Origin of the sequence: Nocardia sp. CA-129566, from assembly GCF_050956075.1 — a bacterium.
GTDB lineage: Bacteria > Actinomycetota > Actinomycetes > Mycobacteriales > Mycobacteriaceae > Nocardia.
This window is the reverse complement of the sequence record NZ_CP192085.1, coordinates 4,194,376-4,213,127: the sequence shown is the minus strand read 5'-3', so window position 1 is coordinate 4,213,127 and position 18,752 is coordinate 4,194,376. Positions and strand designations below refer to the sequence as shown.

3 protein-coding genes are annotated in these 18,752 nt (G+C 65.8%); all 3 read right to left on the bottom strand.

Translation table 11 applies throughout. The features are described from left to right. Positions 1–45: 45 nt before the first annotated feature. From ACQP0C_RS18125 to ACQP0C_RS18115, 3 genes are read right to left on the bottom strand one after another with little or no spacing between them, the layout of a single operon-like run. Entirely contained in the window at positions 46–720 is a 675-nt protein-coding gene (locus ACQP0C_RS18125; RefSeq protein WP_433734054.1) for a DUF6875 domain-containing protein, read from the bottom strand. Further along, positions 717–17,957, bottom strand: coding sequence for an amino acid adenylation domain-containing protein (locus ACQP0C_RS18120; protein ID WP_433734053.1), 17,241 nt, complete (start codon positions 17,955–17,957; stop codon positions 717–719). The genes ACQP0C_RS18125 and ACQP0C_RS18120 overlap by 4 nt, the downstream gene beginning before the upstream one ends. Further along, positions 17,954–18,076, bottom strand: coding sequence for a hypothetical protein (locus tag ACQP0C_RS18115; protein WP_433734052.1), 123 nt, complete (start codon positions 18,074–18,076; stop codon positions 17,954–17,956). The genes ACQP0C_RS18120 and ACQP0C_RS18115 overlap by 4 nt, the downstream gene beginning before the upstream one ends. Positions 18,077–18,752: the final 676 nt, after the last annotated feature.

Genomic DNA, 18,752 nt, shown 5'->3' with positions numbered 1-18,752 from the left:
TCTGATCATTCGCCCCGTCGGCCCTGGTAGCAGCCGCGGTGAACGTCATGCAGCTCCTTCTTCCGACACCTCGGGTTCCTGTACGAGTCGGTCGGCCATGGTGGACGCGATGAACTTGGGGATCGTGGGGGCGAAGAGTTCGAGGTAGGAGTCCATCCATTCGTGGCGGGAGCTGAGGAATGGGAAGTCGGTGGGGGCCATATAGCGGACGGCGAGCATGGGCAGTGGCGCGTCGAGTGCGGGGAAGTCCGGATTGTGCAGCCCCGCGACGGTGCATCCGGGATAGAACTGGCCGAGCATCAGACCCTTTTCGACGAACCGAGACTTCTGGTCCTGTTGAATATCGTCGATGTCGGAGTATTCGGTGAGGTTGGGGAATACCGCGAGGACCGCCTTCGATTTGGCATCGGGTTCGCCCTGCGGTGGCAGGGCGGGGAACAAGTCGTACAGATCGTCGATGATCGCGGCTATGCGGTGGGCATCGATGGAACGACTTTCGAACGCGGCCCAGATGAACTGATTCCGGACGGCACGGTTGGTGTAAGGACAGACCGGGCCGGTTCGGCCGAGGTCTGGGTGCGGTCGGCACAGGTATTCGACCGTCCACCGCTGCAGTTCGGCGGCGCAGGGATGCAGGGCGCTGCGGGCCGCCTCATCGGTAGCGAATAGGTTGACTGGCTCGACGCCGGAGCGGATCCCGACGAGTTGGGAGTTGGTCATGATCGGCCTGTCCTTCCTGAGGTGGTGGACCCCCGTTGCGTGCTGCGGGCAGAGCGGAAGTGCTCGGTGAGGACGAGGCCGATCGCGCGGAGCGAATCGGGTTCGATCATCCGTTCGTGCCGGACCGGAATGGGGTGTTCAGTGATCCGGCCGGTGATGAGGTCGTTCCAGGCGAGGGCCGGATCGGGGCCGCCGTCCGTGTCGTCGGCGGCGCGGAAGTAGATCAGATCACCGTCGAAGCGCGTCGGCCGATGATGCCGGGTGAGCTCGACGAGCCGGGTGTAGTCGTCGCGCAGGGTCACCAGATGCTCGGCGGTGACGGCGCTGAAGAGTCCGCCTTGCTGGTGCAGCAATTCGGCCGCGGCCTCGGCGGTGAGATCGGCGGTGTCCGTCGGCATCGCGATTCCGCCGAACTCGGCAAGCATCTGCGTGATCGTCGGGGTGGAAACGCGGACGGTGCTGGCGGTGACGACGCGGGTGTCCATCATGGCCAGGGTGGCGACGGACTCGCCGTCGCGTCGGAGTCGGGCCGCGATCGCGTGGGCGATGGTGCCGCCGAGTGAGTAGCCGAGCAGGTGGTACGGGCCGTGCGGCTGGATGGTGCGGATCTCGTGGACGTAGCGGGCGGCGAGTTCGTCGAGCGTCTCGAATTCGGCGGTGGCGTCGCTGAATGCCGGGGATTGCAGCCCGTACACGGGGCGGTCGGGATCGAGGTGCTGCACGAGTCCGCTGAAACCCCAAGCCAATCCGACGGCCGGGTGGACGCAGAACAGCGGCGGTTCGGCACCGGCGGCACGCAGCGGGAGCACGACTGCGAGTACGTCACCGGTGTCCTGTTCGTCGAGGCCGCGCAGTCGGGCATCGATGCGCGCAGCGAGCGTCGCCGGAGTCGGATCGGTGAAGATCCACTGAACCGGCACGGTCGCACCGGTCGACTCCACCAGCCGCGCCACCAATCGGGCGGCGGCCAGCGAATTGCCTCCGATGGAGAAGAAGCCGTCGTCGACGCCGACTCGTTCGATGTCGAGGGTCTCGGCGAAGGCGTCGCAGACGGTGGCCTCGAGTTCGGTCGACGGCGGCCGGTACGGGGAGTGACGCAGGTCGGGACTCGGCAGCGCCTTGTAGTCGAGTTTGCCGGTTGCGGTGCGCGGCATCCGGTCGAGGGTGATGATGGCGGTGGGAATCATATGGGTGGGCAGACGGGTCGCGAGTGCACTGGTCAATGTGGTGATATCCGGCGTGGCGTCGTGGGCAGGTACGACATAGCCGATGAGCTGGCGGGTGCCGTCGGGTCTGGTGTGGACGGTGACCGCTGCATTAGCTATATCGCGCTGGCTACGCAGCGCCGTTTCGATTTCGCCGGGTTCGATTCGATGTCCGTGCATCGTCAACTGCAGGTCGCTGCGGCCGATGAACCGCAGTGTGTGGTCGGCGGTCCAGGCGACGAGGTCGCCGGTCCGATACATGCGTGTTCCGGGCGGTCCGTAGGGGTCGGGGACGAATCGGGCCGCGGTGGTCGCGGGCTGCCGGTGGTAACCGCGGGCGAGGCCCGGTCCGGACAGGTACAGCTCGCCGGGGACGCCGGGTGGGACCGGACGCAGTCTGCGGTCGAGTACCACGGCGGTGAATCCGCGCGTCGGCCCGCCGATTGTCATCGGGCCGTCCGCATGCGCGGTCAGGGGAGCATCGGCGCAGCTCATGATCGTGTTCTCGGTGGCGCCGTAGGTGTTGATCACCCGGTGGCCCGGTGCCCATCGAGCGGCCAGATCGGGCGGGCAGGCCTCGCCGCCGAGGATCAGCGTCTGGAGGGTGTCGAGCCCATCGGTGGGTAGCGATCCGAGCACAGTCGGGGTCAGCGCGGCATGGGTGACGTGTTCGGCGTCGATCACCTCGGCCAGTTCGGCGCCGGCAGCCACCGGCGTCGCGGCGAGGACCAGAGTCGCACCGGCCGCGACGGCCGTGAGCCATTCGAGGATCGAAACGTCGAAGCTCGGCGAAGCGGCACCAAGTATGCGGCTCATCGGTGTGACACCGAACCGTTCGCGTGTTTCGGCGGCCAGGTTCGCTATTCCGGCGTGGGTGACCACGACTCCCTTGGGAGTACCGGTGGAACCGGAGGTGTAGATCAGGTAGGCCGGGTGCTCGGGCCGCAGTGTGGTGGTGCGCTCATGGTCGTCGATCGGGCTCGGCGTCGCCGGCTCCGTCATCGCGGCGAAGGTGGGATCGTCGAGGTCGAGCCAGCTGATCTCGCCCGGTAACTGGTCTCGGTAGGTTCCGTAGGTCAGCCCGACGGCGGCGCCGGAATCGGTAATAATGCTGGTGATCCGGTCGTGCGGATGGATCAGGTCGACCTGCACGAACGCGGCGCCGGTCTTGGCGACCGCCCATACGGCGATCATGGCATCGATGGAGCGCGGTAGCGCCACGGCCACCGCCGATTCCGGTCCTACTCCCGCGGCGATCAGTACCCGTGCCCACCGGTTCGAGGTTTCGTCGAACTCGCGGTAGGACAGCGTCGCCCCGGCACAGACCAGCGCCGCTGCGTCCGGCGAAGTCGCGGCGGCGTCAGACAACACCTGCGGCAACGGCGACGTGACCGTGCCGGGTCGACCGCGGACGGGTACGAGTGTGGCCTGTTCGACGGGCGAGAGCAGTTCCAGTCGGGTGAGGGGGAGGTCGATGTGTGCGGCGATGGTGTGGAGCACGTGTAGCACTCGGTCGGCGAGGGCGTCGATGTGGTGGTGGTCGAAGAGTTCGGGCAGGTATTTGAAGGTCAACTTCAATTGTGTGTCGTGGTGGGCGATCAGGCCGAGTGGGTAGTGCGCGGCGTCTCGTCCCTGGACGTCGAGGACGTGCATTCCGGCGATGTCGGTGTCTTGGGACAGTCCGGCCGAGTCGACGGGGTAGGACTCGAAGACGGTCACGGTGTCGAACATCGCGCCGGGACCGGTCAGCTGTTGGATTTGGGCGAGTCCGAGGTGGTGATGGTCGAGCAGGGCAACCTGTTCGGTTTGGATCCGCCGCAGCAGTTGGGCGAGGCTTTCGTGGTGGTCGAGTCGGACCCGGACGGGCACGGTGTTGACGAACAGCCCGACCATCGATTCGATGCCGGAGATGTGTGGGGGACGTCCGGAGACGGTGGTGCCGAAGACCACGTCTTCGCGGGCGGTCGCGTTGGCGAGCACGAGCGCCCACGCCGCCTGGATGACGGTGTTGAGCGTGGTTTCTTGTTGCTGGGCCGCGGTGACCAGCGCCGCGGTGTGAGTTTCGCTCAGCTGCACTTGGACCTCGCGCGGAGCGGTGGTGTTGCGGCGGGCGCGGTCGGCAGCAGCGAGCAGTGTCGGCGCGGTGATGCCGTCGAGTGCCCGCGTCCATGCGGCCTCGGCCGCGGCCTGATCCTGGGCCTTCAGCCACATCAGGTAGTCGCGGTAGGGACGCACCGAGGGCAGTGCCGCGGTGTCGCTGTCGGTGGCGTAGAGCACCAGCAGTTCCCGGATCAGCAGTGGTGTGGACCAGCCGTCGATGAGGATGTGGTGCATGCTCAGCAGCAGCCGGTACTGCTGGGGGGCGATGCCGATCAGGGTCAGGCGCAGCAGTGGTGCTGTGGTCATGTCGAATCGGCGGTCGGCGGTGTTGATCTGTTCGAGCGCGGCGGCGGTGTCGTCGTGCTCGGTCAGGTCGATCTCGGTGAACGGAACATCGACGGTGTGGGGTATCACCTGGACCGGTTCGCGGGCGCCGTCGCGCACGAACGCGGTGCGCAGGTTCGGGTGCCTTGCGAGCAGGGTTTGGGCGGCGCGGTGCAGTCGGTCCGCGTCGACGCGCCCGCCGAGTTCGATAGTGAGTTGCACGATGTAGGCGTCGATGGCGTCGGTGGCGAGTTGGGCGTGGAACAGCAGCCCGGCCTGTAGCGGTGTCAGCGGCCAGATGTCGTCGAGCGCCGGGTACCGGGCCTCGAGTCGGTCGATGGCGGGCTGGTCGAGGTCGACGAGGCCGACATCCGACGGTGTCAGCCCGCCGACACCGGGTCGGGCGGCGTGGGTGGCCAGCGCGGTGACCGCCTCGCGCCACAGTTCGGCGATCTCGGTGACCTCGATGGCGGTGAGTAGGCCGGTGGGGTAGTCCCAGGAGGCGCTCAGGGTGGGTCCGTCGGGGGTGTCGGTGGTGGCCGCGTTGATGGCGAGCACGGCCGCGGCGGCGGCGTCGGGGTTCTGGATGCCGCCGCCGTCGCTGTCGCCGCCGGCGGGCAGCCATCCGATCTCGCGCATCTGCGCGGGGATGGTGTCGAAACGACCGAGGTAGTTGAAGCTGACCTGCGGCTCGGGGAGCCCGCCCAAGACCGCGGCGGTGTCGGGGTTGAGGTAGCGCAGCAGCCCGTAGCCGATCCCGCGACCGGGCACCTGGCGCAGTTGTTCCTTGACCGACTTGATGAGCGCTCCCGCGGCGGGACCGGTGGTGAACGCGTCGTCGATGTCGATGCCGGACAGGTCCAGGCGCACCGGGTAGGTGGTGGTGAACCAGCCGACGGTGCGGGTGAGGTCCGCGCCCGGCAGCACCGCGTCGTGGCGGCCGTGGCTTTCGAGAGTGAGCAGTGTTTCGGTGCTGTCGTGGCCGTGGCCGTGGCCGTGGCCGTGGTCGTGGCCGTGGTCGTGGCCGTGGCGGTGACGCCATCGGGTCAGTGCCAGCGCCAGCCCGGCGATCAGGGCGTCATCGACACTGCCGCGGAAGGCTCGGGGCAGCGTGGTCAGCACCGCGCGGGTCACCGCGGTCGGCAGTGTCACCTCGACGGTGGCGACACTGGCCTGGACATCGACGTCCGGGTCGAGCGGGCGGGCACCGATCATCGGGTCGACGGTATCGAGGGTGGATTGCCACCAGTCGAGTTCGTCGAGGTGTTCGGCGGCGGTGTGCAGGCCGTGGGCCCAGCGTCGCATCGAGGTACCCACCGGCGCGAGCTGTGGTGGTTGCCCGGCACTGATCTGGGCCCACGCCGAAGCGAGGTCGGGAACCAGGATCCGCCACGACACCCCATCCACAACCAGGTGATGTACCAAAACGAGCAGCCGACCCGGCCGATCAGCCCAGTCGAACCACACCAACTGCATCATCACCCCGGCTGCGGGATCCAAGCGCTCGGCCGCAGCGTTCGCCTCCGCGTCGACGATCACCGCGAAATCGGCACTGTCCGGCGCCACGGCCACCGGCACACGCCGGATCAGCCCAGCGGCGCTCACCCCGGCGGTGCTCGCCTCGGTTGGCTGCACCTGTAGCGCCCATCCGGTCGGGTGTGTGGGGTCGGGAAGGAGTTGGGCGCGCAGCATGTCGTGGTGATCGATCACCGCTTGCACGGTGGCCTCGATCCCGGACCGGTCGATGCCGTCGGGCAGCGTGAGGGTCACCCACTGGCAGAACCGGTCGAACCCGCCGCGTTCGAACATCCAACACATGATCGGCGTCAGCGCCACCGCTCCCACGCCCCCACCGGGAAGCTCGGCAGGCAGGGCGACCGCCGCGGCACTGTCCTGGACGGCAATCTGGGCCAGTCCTGCGACCGTCTTGCGCTCGAAGACCTCCCGCGTGGAGAACACCACACCAGCTGCCCTGGCCCGGGTGACCAACTGGATCGACATGATGCTGTCGCCACCCAAAGCGAAGAACGAATCATCGAGACCGACGGTATCGATACCTAACACTTCACCGAACAGCCCAGCCAGCATCCGCTCCACATCGGTCACCGGCGCCCGGAACTCGGCGCGAGCCGAACTGAAATCCGGCACGGGTAGCGCGGCGCGGTCGAGCTTGCCGCTCTCGGTCACCGGCAGCGTGTCCAGCACCATCACCGTCGCGGGCACCATGTGCGGGACCAACCGCTGTTCCACGAACGTCAGGACCCCGGCCGGGTCGAGGTCGACCCCTGGCTCGGGCACCACGTACCCGACCAACCGGTCACCGACAGCGGTGCCATTGTGTACGGTCGCCACGGCACGAGCCACACCGGTGCAGGCCAGCAGACCCGATTCGACCTCACCCAACTCGATGCGGAACCCACGCAGCTTGACCTGGAAGTCGGCCCTGCCCACATAGTCCAGTGCCAGATTCCCCTCCGGTTGCCGCAGCCACCGCACCAGATCACCGGTTCGATACATGCGCTGTCCGGGCTCTGCGAACGGATCGGCGACGAACCGCGCCGCCGTCAGGCTCAGTCGGTTGCGGTAACCACGAGCCAGACCCGGACCCGTGAGATACAACTCGCCCACAACACCGACGGGCACCGGCCGCAGCCGGGCATCGAGCACGACCTGCCCGACCCCGCGGATCGGTTCGCCGACCGTCACCATCTCTCCCGCCACCAATGGCGCACTGGCATCGGTCTGGATCGTCGCCTCTGCCGGACCGTAGGTGTTGAAGAGTCTGCGATCCGGCGCCCAACGCGACACCAGTTCGGTCGAGGGCGCTTCACCGCCGACCACGACGGTCTCGAGGTGCTCCAGCCCGGCCGGGTCGACCGTCGCCAAGGCCGTTGGCGTGAGCGCCGCATGGGTGACGCGCTGACTCGATAGGATCTGCGCCAGCTCGTTGCCGCCGTAGACGGTCGGCGGCGCGATCACCAGCCGCCCACCGGATGCGAACGCCCACAGCAGTTCCAGGACCGCCGCATCGAAACTCGGCGACGCGACGTGCAGGACACCCGCGTCCGGCCCGATGTCGAATCGTGAACATTGTTCTGTCACTAGGTTCGCCAGGCCCTGGTGCGTGACGACCACGCCCTTGGGCACACCCGTGGAACCGGAGGTGTAGATCACGTACGCCGCCTGGTCGAGCCGAACCGGTCCGGTTCGCTCCGCGTCGGTCACCGGCGCCGCCGACAACTCCCCCGCGTCGGCCGCCTCGTCGAGGACCAGCCAGCGCACCGATCCGGGGAATCGATCCCGCCACTGTGACAGCGTGATCCCTACCCTCACACCGGAATCGGTGAGCATGTGCTCGATTCGGCCGGTCGGATACTGCGGGTCCACCGGAACGAATGCCGCCCCCGACTTCGCCACCGCCCACACCGCGAGCACCGACTCGACCGACCGCGCCAACCCCACCGCAACGCTTGCCTCCGGCCCCACCCCTTGATCGATCAGCAACCGCGCCAACCGATTCGACTCCGCATCGAGCTCACCGTAGCTCCACTGCCGATCCTCGTACACCACCGCAACCGCCTCGGGATCGCGCTGTACCGTCGCCGCCAGTAGTTCCGCAAGCGCGCGACCCGGCACCGGCGGGTTGCCCGACACCGGGGTCAACTCCCGGTATTCCGCGGGGGTGAGCAGGTTCAGCCGAGCCAGCGGCAAATCAGGGTCGGTTGCCATGATCCCCAGCACGCGCAGCACCCGCTGCAGGGTCGCCTCGACCGTGTCATGGTCGAACAGTTCGGGCAGGTACTTGATCTTCAGATGCAGTCGCGTGTCGACGTGCGCGACCACGCCCAGCGGATAGTGCGCGCCATCCATACCTGTGACGTCGACGACTCGCATGCCCGCGATATCGGTGTCGGCGGTCAGCCCGAAACGATCGACCGGGTACGACTCGAAGACCGTCATCGTGTCGAACACCGCTGCTGGCCCGGCTACCCGCTCGATTTCGGTGAGGCCGACGAACTGGTGATCGAGCAGGGCGGTCTGTTCGGCCTGGATCCGGTCGAGCAACTGCCCCAGGCTTTCAGCGGCATCGAGACGTACCCGCACCGGCAGCGTGTTGATGAACAGTCCGATCATCGATTCGATGCCCGCGAGCTGCGGGGACCGCCCCGACACCGCGGCACCGAAGGTCACATCGTCACGGGAAGTCAACGAGCCCAACACAATCGCCCACGCCAGCTGGATCACCGTGTTGAGCGTGACCCCACGGGCCCTGGCCAGATGGTTCAGCGTCGCGGTCTGTTCCTCGGTCAAATCGGCGACCACATCGCGGGATTCGGTGTAGCGGCGGCCGGGATCGGCCTGCGCCACCAGGGTCGGCTCCTCGGTGCCGTCGAACGCACCGGCCCAGGCATCCAGTGCCGCAGGCAGGTCTTGCCCCGCGATCCAGGCCAGGAAGTCCCGATAGGGGCGGACTCCGGGCAGGATCGTGGCATCGCCGTCGGTGGCGTAGAGCACCAGCAGCTCCTTCAGCAGCAGCGGGGTCGACCAGCCATCGAGCAACAGGTGATGATTGGTCAACACCAGCCGATACTGCTGGGGCCCGGTGGTGACCAGCATCCAACGCAGCAGCGGCGCACGAGCCGGATCGAACCTGGTCACCCGATCCGCGGCCAGCAGCGCCTCCCACTCGCGTTCGCGCGCACTGTCATCGAGCCCCGACAGGTCGACTTCCGACCAGGACGCCACGACGTTCTCCTGCACCACCTGCACCGGCCCAGCACCGGTGGCGTCGAAGGCGGTGCGCAGATTCGGATGTCGGTCCAACACAATATGCCCGGCTCGGCGCAGCCGCTGCGGATCGACCTGTCCGCGTAGTTCGAGGACCAGTTGGGTCAGGTAGGCGTCCACCGATTCCTCGGACACCAAGGCGTGGAACAGCAATCCCTCCTGCAGCGGAGTCAACGGCCACACATCGCTCAATGTCGGATATCTGTCCTCGAGCCGCTCGATCTCGGCCTGCCCCAGCCGCACCAGATCCAGATCCGAAGGCGTCCGTCCACCACTTCCGGCACGGCGGGCATGAGCCGCCAACGCAGTCAACGCCCCGCACCACGACTGCGCCACCGAACGGACCTCGTCGGCGGTGAGCACGCCGTCGGGATAGGACCAAGTCGCCCGCAACCGCTGCCCGTCCCCGTCGTCGCGGGTGCAGGCATTGATGTCGAGCACCGCCGCGACCGGCATATCCGAATTCTGCGCACCGGAAAGCTCGCCGCCACCCAGGTCGCCGCTGCCAGCGACCGGCAGCCAGCCGACCGCCGGTAGCCCTTCGGGAACTCCCGAGGAGATGCGGCCCAGGTAGTTGAAAGCGATCTGCGGCCTCGCCAGCGCGCCGAGTGTCGGGCCGGTGTCCTCGTTGAGGTACCGCAGCAAGCCATAGCCGATCCCGTGATCCGGGATAGCGCGATGCTGTTCCTTGACGGACTTGACCGCTGCGCCAATGGCGAGTCCACCCGCGTACGCGTCGTCGAGATCGATGCCCGACAGATCCAAACGCACCGGGAAGCCCGTGGCGAACCAGCCGACCGTCCGAGTCAGATCCGCGCCCGGAACGACGCCTTCCTCCCTACCGTGTCCTTCGAGACCGATCACCACATCGGTGAGTTCGGCGGTCTCCGGCTGTCGGTCGCGCCGCCACTTCGTCACCGCCACCGCCAGCGCGGCCAGCAGGCCGTCGCCCACCCCGCCGTGGAATATGGCAGGCACCTTGGTCAATAGCGCCTCGGTCACCTCGGGAGACAGCTCGACCTCGACCGTGCGGGCGTTGGCGGCCACGTCGATCGCGGGGTCCAGTGGCCGCGACCCGATCATCGGATCGGGCCCGTCGGCCATCGCTCGCCACAGTTCGAGTTCGGCGGTGCGCTCCTCGCTGTGGGCCGCCTCGACCAGCCCATGCGCCCATCTGCGCATGGATGTCCCGATCGGGGCGAGCTCGGGTGGCTCGCCGGATTCGATCCGCGCCCACGCGAGCACGAAGTCGGGCACCAGCACTCGCCAGGAAACCCCGTCGATCGCGGAATGATGCACCAGCACAAGGGCCCTGCCCGGTTCCGCCGGGTCCACCGGATCGAACCAGACCACCTGCAGCACGATCCCGGCACCCGGATCGAGCCGGTCCGCGGCGGCCGTCAACTCCGCCGCCGCCAACGTCCGGAACTCGCTGCTTTCCGGCGTCGCGTCCATCGGCACCCGGTGGATCAGGTCGTCGGCACGAATCATGCCGACCGGCAGCGCTTCCCACGTCCAGTGTCCGTCGTCGTCTCGAGACAGTCGTGCGCGCAGCATGTCGTGCCGATCGAGCACCGCCTGCACCGTGCTCGCCATCCGCGGCTGGTCGATCCCGGTCGGCAGACCGAGCAGCATCGACTGCGAGAAGCGGCCGAAACCCGACGCGGACCGCTCGAGCATCCAGTGCATGATCGGCGTCAGCGGCAGCGGTCCCACACCCCCGCCGGGCAGTTCCTCCGGCAAGGCGGCCACCGTGCCGTCGTGCGCGGCGACCTGGGCGAGTCCGGCGACGGTCTTGCGCTCGAACACATCCCGTGCCGAGAACGCCACACCGGCTGCCCTGGCCCGAGTCACCAACTGGATCGACATGATGCTGTCGCCGCCCAGGGCGAAAAACGAATCGTCCAAACCGATCGCTTCGGTGCCGAGTATGTCGGCGAACGCTTGCGCGATGATGTGTTCGGTCGGTGTGTGCGGTGCTCGGAATGGTTTGTCGGCAAGGAAGACCGGATCCGGTAGTGCTTTTCGGTCGAGTTTGCCTACCGGTGTGAGTGGGATGCGGTCCAGCACCATGATCGAGGACGGCACCATATACGACGGCAACCGATCGGCCAGATAGTCCACCAACAACGCGGTATCGACCGATTGCCCCGAAGCGGCAACAACATAAGAAACCAGCGACTGAGTACCCGCGTCGTTACGGTGACCGACAGTCACCGCGTAGCCCACGCTGTCATGGGCAGCCAGAGCAGTATCGATCTCACCGAGTTCGATACGCAGACCACGAATCTTGACCTGGAAATCGGACCGACCCAGATGCTGGATCCTACGATCACTGGTCCACCGCACGACATCGCCGGTGCGATACATACGCGCACCAGGAATCCACGGACACGCAACGAAACGCTCCGCCGTCGTCACCGACCGACGATGATACCCACGCGCAAGAAGATCACCCGCAACATACAACTCACCCGCAACACCCGCCGGAACAGGCTGCAGCCGCTGATCCAACACCCATGCCGAGGCACCGGGGAATGGCCCACCGATGGTGACCAACTCACCCACCGCTATCGGGGAGGTCAGTGTCGCGGCGATGGTCGTTTCGGTTGGCCCATATTCGTTCAACAGCTTTCGCTCGCCGCCCCAGCGTTCGACCAAGTCACTGCCGTAGTCCTCGCCGCCGACCATCAGATACTTCAGATCCGTTAGCGGCCAACGGGTGTGGTCGATGGTGGACAGCGCCGAGGGAGTGATGAGGGCGTGGCTGACGTGTTCACGGTCGAGCAGTGCGGCAAGCTCGTCACCGCCGTAGACATCGCTGGGCGCAATGACCAAAGTCGCGCCCGCGCTGAGCGCACACAGCAACTCCAGTACCGACACATCGAAGCTGGGCGAGGCCAAATGCAGTGTGCGGGAGCTGGGTTCGATGTCCATCGCATCCCGGTGGGCCGCAGCGCAATTGCCGAGGCCGCGGTGGGTGACCGCGACACCCTTGGGTAGCCCGGTCGATCCGGAGGTGTAGATAACGTAGGCGATATCGTCGATCCGCAGCGGACGAACCCGGTCGCTGTCGGTTACCGGACCGCTGTCCGCCTCGACGAGCTCGTCTAGCAGCAGCCAATCGGTGTCGGGTAGTTGGGCGCGTACGGATGTCACAGTCAGACCGGTCGTCGCTGTCGCATCGGTCATCATGTGAACGATGCGTTCAGCCGGATGGGTCGGATCGATCGGCAGGAACGCCGCCCCCGTCTTGGCAACAGCCCACACCGCGACAACAGAATCCACCGAACGCGGAATACCGATCGCGACAACATCTTCGGGCCCGATACCACGCCGAATCAGCAACCGCGCCAACCGGTTCGAACGCTCGTCCAACTCTCGATAACTCAACCGCTGTCCATCGAACACGACCGCAATGGCATCAGGATCCAACGCCACCGCCGCACCCATCAGACCAGGCAGCGTGACCGGTGCCGCCGCAGGAGCACCGGAACGGGCCAACAGATCAGCTCGCTCGGCAGGCTCGAGCACATCGATCGACCCGACCGCAACAGTCGCGTCGGCGGTAATCGACTCCAGAATCCGAACCCACCGATGCGCAAGCGAATCAACCGTCGCAGCATCGAACAGGTCGGTGGCATAGGTGACCGCGACGGTCATATCACCGGTGTCTCGGTTTTCCGACAGGATGAACTGCAGATCGAACCGGGATACCTCGTTCGGCAGGTCGACCACCGACAGCTCGAGATCGGGGAGTCGCAGCGTTACCGGTTCCAGGTTCTGGAACGCCAGCATCACCTGGAACAGCGGGTGTCGTGCCTGGGAGCGCTGCACACCGAGCTTGTCCACCACCTGTTCGAACGGAACGTCGGCGTGTTCGAAGGCGTCCAGATCGGCTTGTTTGATCCGGCCGAGCAGATCGGTGAACGATTCATCGAGATCGATCTCGGTCCGCAGCACCAGGGTATTGACGAACATGCCGATCATGTCGTCGAGTGCGGCCACACCGCGCCCGGCGATCGGTGTGCCGATCGGAATGTCGGTGGTACCGCTCAACCGGGCGAGCGCGACCGCCAATGCGCCGTGTATGGCCATGAATAGTGACGAATTATGTTCCCGCGCAAATCTTTCCAGTGCGCGAACCAGTCCGGCAGGCACCGAGTAACCGACCGTGACACCTCGGTTCGACATCACCACCGGCCGTGGCCGATCGAACGGCAGGCGCAACTCCTCGACGACTCCGTGCAACGTTTCGGTCCAGTACCGGATCTGCTGGGCGGACAGCGATTCCGGATCATCGGGCGCGCCGAGGGTGGCTTGCTGCCACAGTGCGTAGTCCGCGTACTGGACCGGCAGCGGTGTCCACGCCGGGGGTGCACCGTGGATCCGTGCGGCATAGGCAGTCGCCACATCACGGGCCAACGGCGTCATGGAGAAGCCATCGGCGGCGATGTGGTGCACCACGACGGCAAGGACGTGTTCCGGTTCCTCGGCGTCGCTGACACGGAACAGCCGGGCACGCGCGGGCGCCTGAGTGCTCACATCGAAGCCTTCGGTAACGAATTCGGTGACCGCCGAGACCAACTCGCCCGATACGACCGGTACCACCACCAGCTCGCGGTCCACGCTCTCCACGGATTCGATCTGTTGGATCAGCATGCCGTCATGGTCCAGGTATCGCGTTCGCAATGACTCGTGCCTACCCAGCACGTCGAGGACCGCTGCGTGCAGGGCGTCGACGTTCAATGCGCCGCGCAGCCGGATAGCGATCGGCATGTTGTACGCGCCCGATGCGGTGTCGTACTGGTTGAAGAACCACATCCGTTGTTGGGCTGGCGCCAACGGCACGAGATCGGGCCGCGGCCCGGCGACCAGCGGTGGGCGACGTCGTCCCGTGCCGGCATGCTGCTCTATGCGGGTGGCGAGTTCCGCGACCGTGGACGCCTCGAACAGCAGCCGCACCGGGATCTCGGCATCGAATGCGGCCCCCAGTCGCGCCGCGACCCTGGTCGCGACCAAGCTGTCGCCGCCCAGGGCGAAGAACGAATCATCGAGACCGATCGTGTCGATACCCAATACGTCGATGAACGCTCGAGCGATCGTGTGTTCGGTTGGTGTGTGGGGTGCTCGGAAGGGTTTGGTGTCGGTGAATACCGGTTTGGGTAGTGCTTTTCGGTCGAGTTTGCCGACCGGTGTGAGTGGGATGCGGTCCAGCACCATGATCGAGGACGGCACCATATACGACGGCAACCGATCCGACAGATAGTCCACCAACAACGCGGTATCGACCGATTGCCCCGAAGCGGCAACAACATAAGAAACCAGCGACTGAGTACCCGCGTCGTTACGGTGACCGACAGTCACCGCGTAGCCCACGCTGTCATGGGCAGCCAGAGCAGTATCGATCTCACCGAGTTCGATACGCAGACCACGAATCTTGACCTGGAAATCGGACCGACCCAGATGCTGGATCCTACGATCACTGGTCCACCGCACGACATCGCCGGTGCGATACATACGCGCACCAGGAATCCACGGACACGCAACGAAACGCTCCGCCGTCGTCACCGACCGACGATGATACCCACGCGCAAGAAGATCACCCGCAACATACAACTCACCCGCAACACCCGCCGGAACAGGCTGCAGCCGCTGATCGAGTATCCAGATCGAGGCGCCGCAGACCGGGCGCCCGATGGTCACCAGTTCGTCTGCCGTCATGGGGGTGGTCAGTGTCGCGGCAATGGTGGTTTCGGTTGGCCCGTATTCGTTGAGCACTGTGCGGTTGTCGGCCCAACGTTGGACCAATTCGGTGCCGTAGTCCTCGCCACCGACCATCAGATACTTCAGATCCGGTAGCGGCCAACGGGTGTGGTCGATGGTGGACAGCGCCGAGGGAGTGATCAGGACGTGGCTGACATGTTCACGGTCGAGCAGTGCGGCGAGCTCGTCGCCGCCGTAGACATCAGTGGGTGCGATGACCATGGCCGCGCCGCCGAGCAGCGGGAGGACCGTTTCCAGTACCGAGACATCGAAGCTGGGTGAGGCCAAATGCAGCGTGCGGGAGCCGGATTCGATGCCCATGGAGACGCGGTGTGTCGCGGCGAAGTTGCCGAGGCCGCGGTGGGTGACCGCAACGCCCTTGGGTAGCCCGGTCGATCCGGAGGTGTAGATAACGTAGGCGATATCGTCGATCCGCAGCGGGCGTACCCGGTCGCTGTCGGTGACGGACCGATGGCCGTCTGCGCCCAGGTTGTCCTCGGCTGAGTCGAGGTCGTCCGAAATAAGCCAGTCGGTGCTGTCGGGTAGTTGTGCACGTACGGATGTCACAGTCAGACCGGTCGTCGCTGTCGCATCGGTCATCATGTGAACGATGCGTTCAGCCGGATGGGTCGGATCGATCGGCAGGAACGCCGCCCCCGTCTTGGCAACAGCCCACACCGCGACAACAGAATCCACCGAACGCGGAATACCGATCGCGACAACATCTTCGGGCCCGATACCACGCCGAATCAGCAACCGCGCCAACCGGTTCGAACGCTCGTCCAACTCTCGATAACTCAACCGCTGTCCATCGAACACGACCGCAATGGCATCAGGATCCAACGCCACCGCCGCACCCATCAGACCAGGCAGCGTGACCGGTGCCGCCGCAGGAGCACCGGAACGGGCCAACAGATCAGCTCGCTCGGCAGGCTCGAGCACATCGATCGACCCGACCGCAACAGTCGCGTCGGCGGTTATCGACTCCAGGATCCGAATCCACCGATGCGCAAGCGAATCAACCGTCGCAGCATCGAACAGGTCGGTGGCATAGGTCACCGCGACTGTCATAGCACCGGTGTCATGATCCTCCGACAGAATGAACTGCAGATCGAGCCCAGGCGCTTCGCCGCTCGGGTCGACGATCGGCGGCTCGAGATCGGGCAGGGCCGATCCCACCGGCTCCTGATTCCGCAGCGCCAACAGTACCTGGAACAGCGGATGCCTGGATTGAGACCGCTGCGGCACCAGCTGGTCCACTACCTGCTCGAACGGCACATCGGCGTGTTCGAACGCGTCCTGATCGACCTGTTCGATCCGGCCGAGAAGATCGGTGAACGATTCAGCGGGATCGATCTCGGTGCGCAACACCATGCGCGCCGCGGCACCGTCCCCGGCGATCGGTGTGCCGATCGGAATGTCGGTGGTGCCGCTCAACCGGGCGAGCAGGACCGCCAACGTGCCATGGATGGTGGTGAACAGCGACGAATTATGGTGCTGGGCAAACCCTTCCACCGTCCGAACCAACTCGGCATGCAGCGCGTAGTTCGCCGTGGCCGCTCGATTCGACGACACCACCTGCCGCGGCCGGTCGAACGGCAGCGGAAGGTTCTCGGGCAGGTTCGCGAGTGTTTCCCGCCAGAACGCCAGATTCTCACGGCGGCGGCGGATCCGCGCGCCTTCGCCGGCGCTTGCGGGGTGCACCTGCTCGAGCGCAGTGTCCGGCGCGGCGGCGAACGCGTCGAGGAACTCCTCGAACCTCGTGCAGTGTGCCGAGAGCTCGGAGTCGGTATAGAGGTTGGGATTGGCCAGGAAGTGCAGGATCGTCCGCGCCGGCTCCCCGGTTTGATACAGGTCGATGAGCAGATCGTCGACCGGCCCCGAACTGAGGATATGGAACTCCCCGGTCACCGATCCGAACCGGATCTCCTGGCGGAAGAACATCACATTCACCACCGGGCCCGCGAAGCGCCGCAGTCCGCCGTTGTATCCGACGGCGGCACGAATGTCGGTCAGGCCGCACCGCTGGTGCCGCAACGCCCCCACCAGATCGGACTGCACCCGCCGCGTCAGTGCCGCGACGGTGTCGCCCGAATCGAGGGTGAGCGCAAGCGGAGCGACATTGACGAACATCCCGCCGGACCGTCGCAGTACCGCGTTCGTGCGACCCGATACCGGAATGTTGACCATGACGTCGTCTCGGCCGGTCATGCGGGCCAGATAGCAGCCGAATGCGGCGATCACCACCGCGGCCGGGCTCGCGTTCAACGCTTTCGCGGCCTGCTCGATCCGCTGCACCGTCGTCGGCGACAGGTCGACCTTCGCGACTGTACTGTTCGCACACGCGGGTGCGTGCCCGTCGACCAGACTGGACTCGTCCCCGACGTCGGCGAGTCTGTTGACCCAATATTCCTGGTCGTCGGCGAACCGCTTCGACTCCCGATAGCTGCGATCGGCCTCGTAGAGCGCACGTACGTCCGCCGCCTGGTTCGGCTCCGCCTCCCGTCCCTCCACGGCCGCCGCGTACAGCGCGGCGATCCGGTTGACGATCATCATTCCGGCGTAACCGTCCAGCGCGACGTGGTGGATTCGGCTGTACAGCAGATAATGCTGATCCCCGACCTGCACGATCGCCGTTCCCACCAAGCGGTCTCTGGTCATCTCGAGCGGAGTGGTGTACTCCCGATGCATCCACTCCAAACCCGCCGCGACGGGATCCGGTTCGCCGCGCATATCGATCACCGGCGCCGGTGACTCGAGCGACGGGTCGAACACCTGGTACGGCTCGCCGTCGACCTCTACCAGCCGCAAGTATCCGGACTGGAACTCGTGGCCTGCTCGAATCGACACCTCGCGCAGCAGCTCGACGTCGAGATCTCCACGCAACTCGACGTACTGCGCCTCGGATATCGGCACATCCGGACTCAATTTCTGTGCCAGCCACAACCCCCGCTGCCCGGCCGACAGCGGCACTTGCTGTATTGCTGACGCGTCCGGCTCGGTATCTACGCTCGATCCCCGCTCGGGGTGAATCTGTGGTCGCGAAAGGGTCATTTGGCCTCCTCCAGCGCCGCCCACAGCCGGTCCAAGTCGAATGGATTGCGTGTGCGTGCGCGGCGTTCGGAATTCGACGGCGAAATATTCACCGAATTCATCAAGGCAATTGGCGGCATACATTGACTATCGCGGGATCCCGCCGGGGCGTATCAGATGCCGAATGGAAACCGCTGTCCCGCAGGGGCCTTCGCACCCCATGTCGTCGACTGAATACGGTTACTTTCAACGACTTTCGTCTTGTATATAGTCAACCGAATCACGTTCTCGAATTTCACAAATCGGCATAATTTACCCAGGACCGTTAACGCATGATATTCGTATCGCGATTCTCGAATTCTCGCCGGAACCCGGGGACTGTTCAGCGCGGTCCGCCACTGTCGGTTCCACCGGTGCCCGATCGCCGGAGGCGTCGTGGCCCCACCTGAGTGGCGGCGGTGTCGTGCCAGCTCGGGCCGGATACAACCGGTCACCCGCACAACTCGACAGCTCGCCCCGCCGGGGCGTGATACGTCTCGCGGTGCTCGATCCACGGACGCTGACGCTCCTGCTCACCCATCGCCAACAACTCACATAACTTCCCCGCGCCACCTCACCAGTCGGCGTATACACCTGCATCCACGCATGCGGAACCGACGGCAAACTAATCCTCGTCAAAACGTCTCCAACTCCCCCACCGCCGAATTGCGAACCTGCTTCGTCCGACCCGCCACATCATTACGCGCTCACAACGAGGCGAAACTATCACTCTCCGAACACAACTCGGAGATGAAATCTTCCCAACCCGGATTCTTC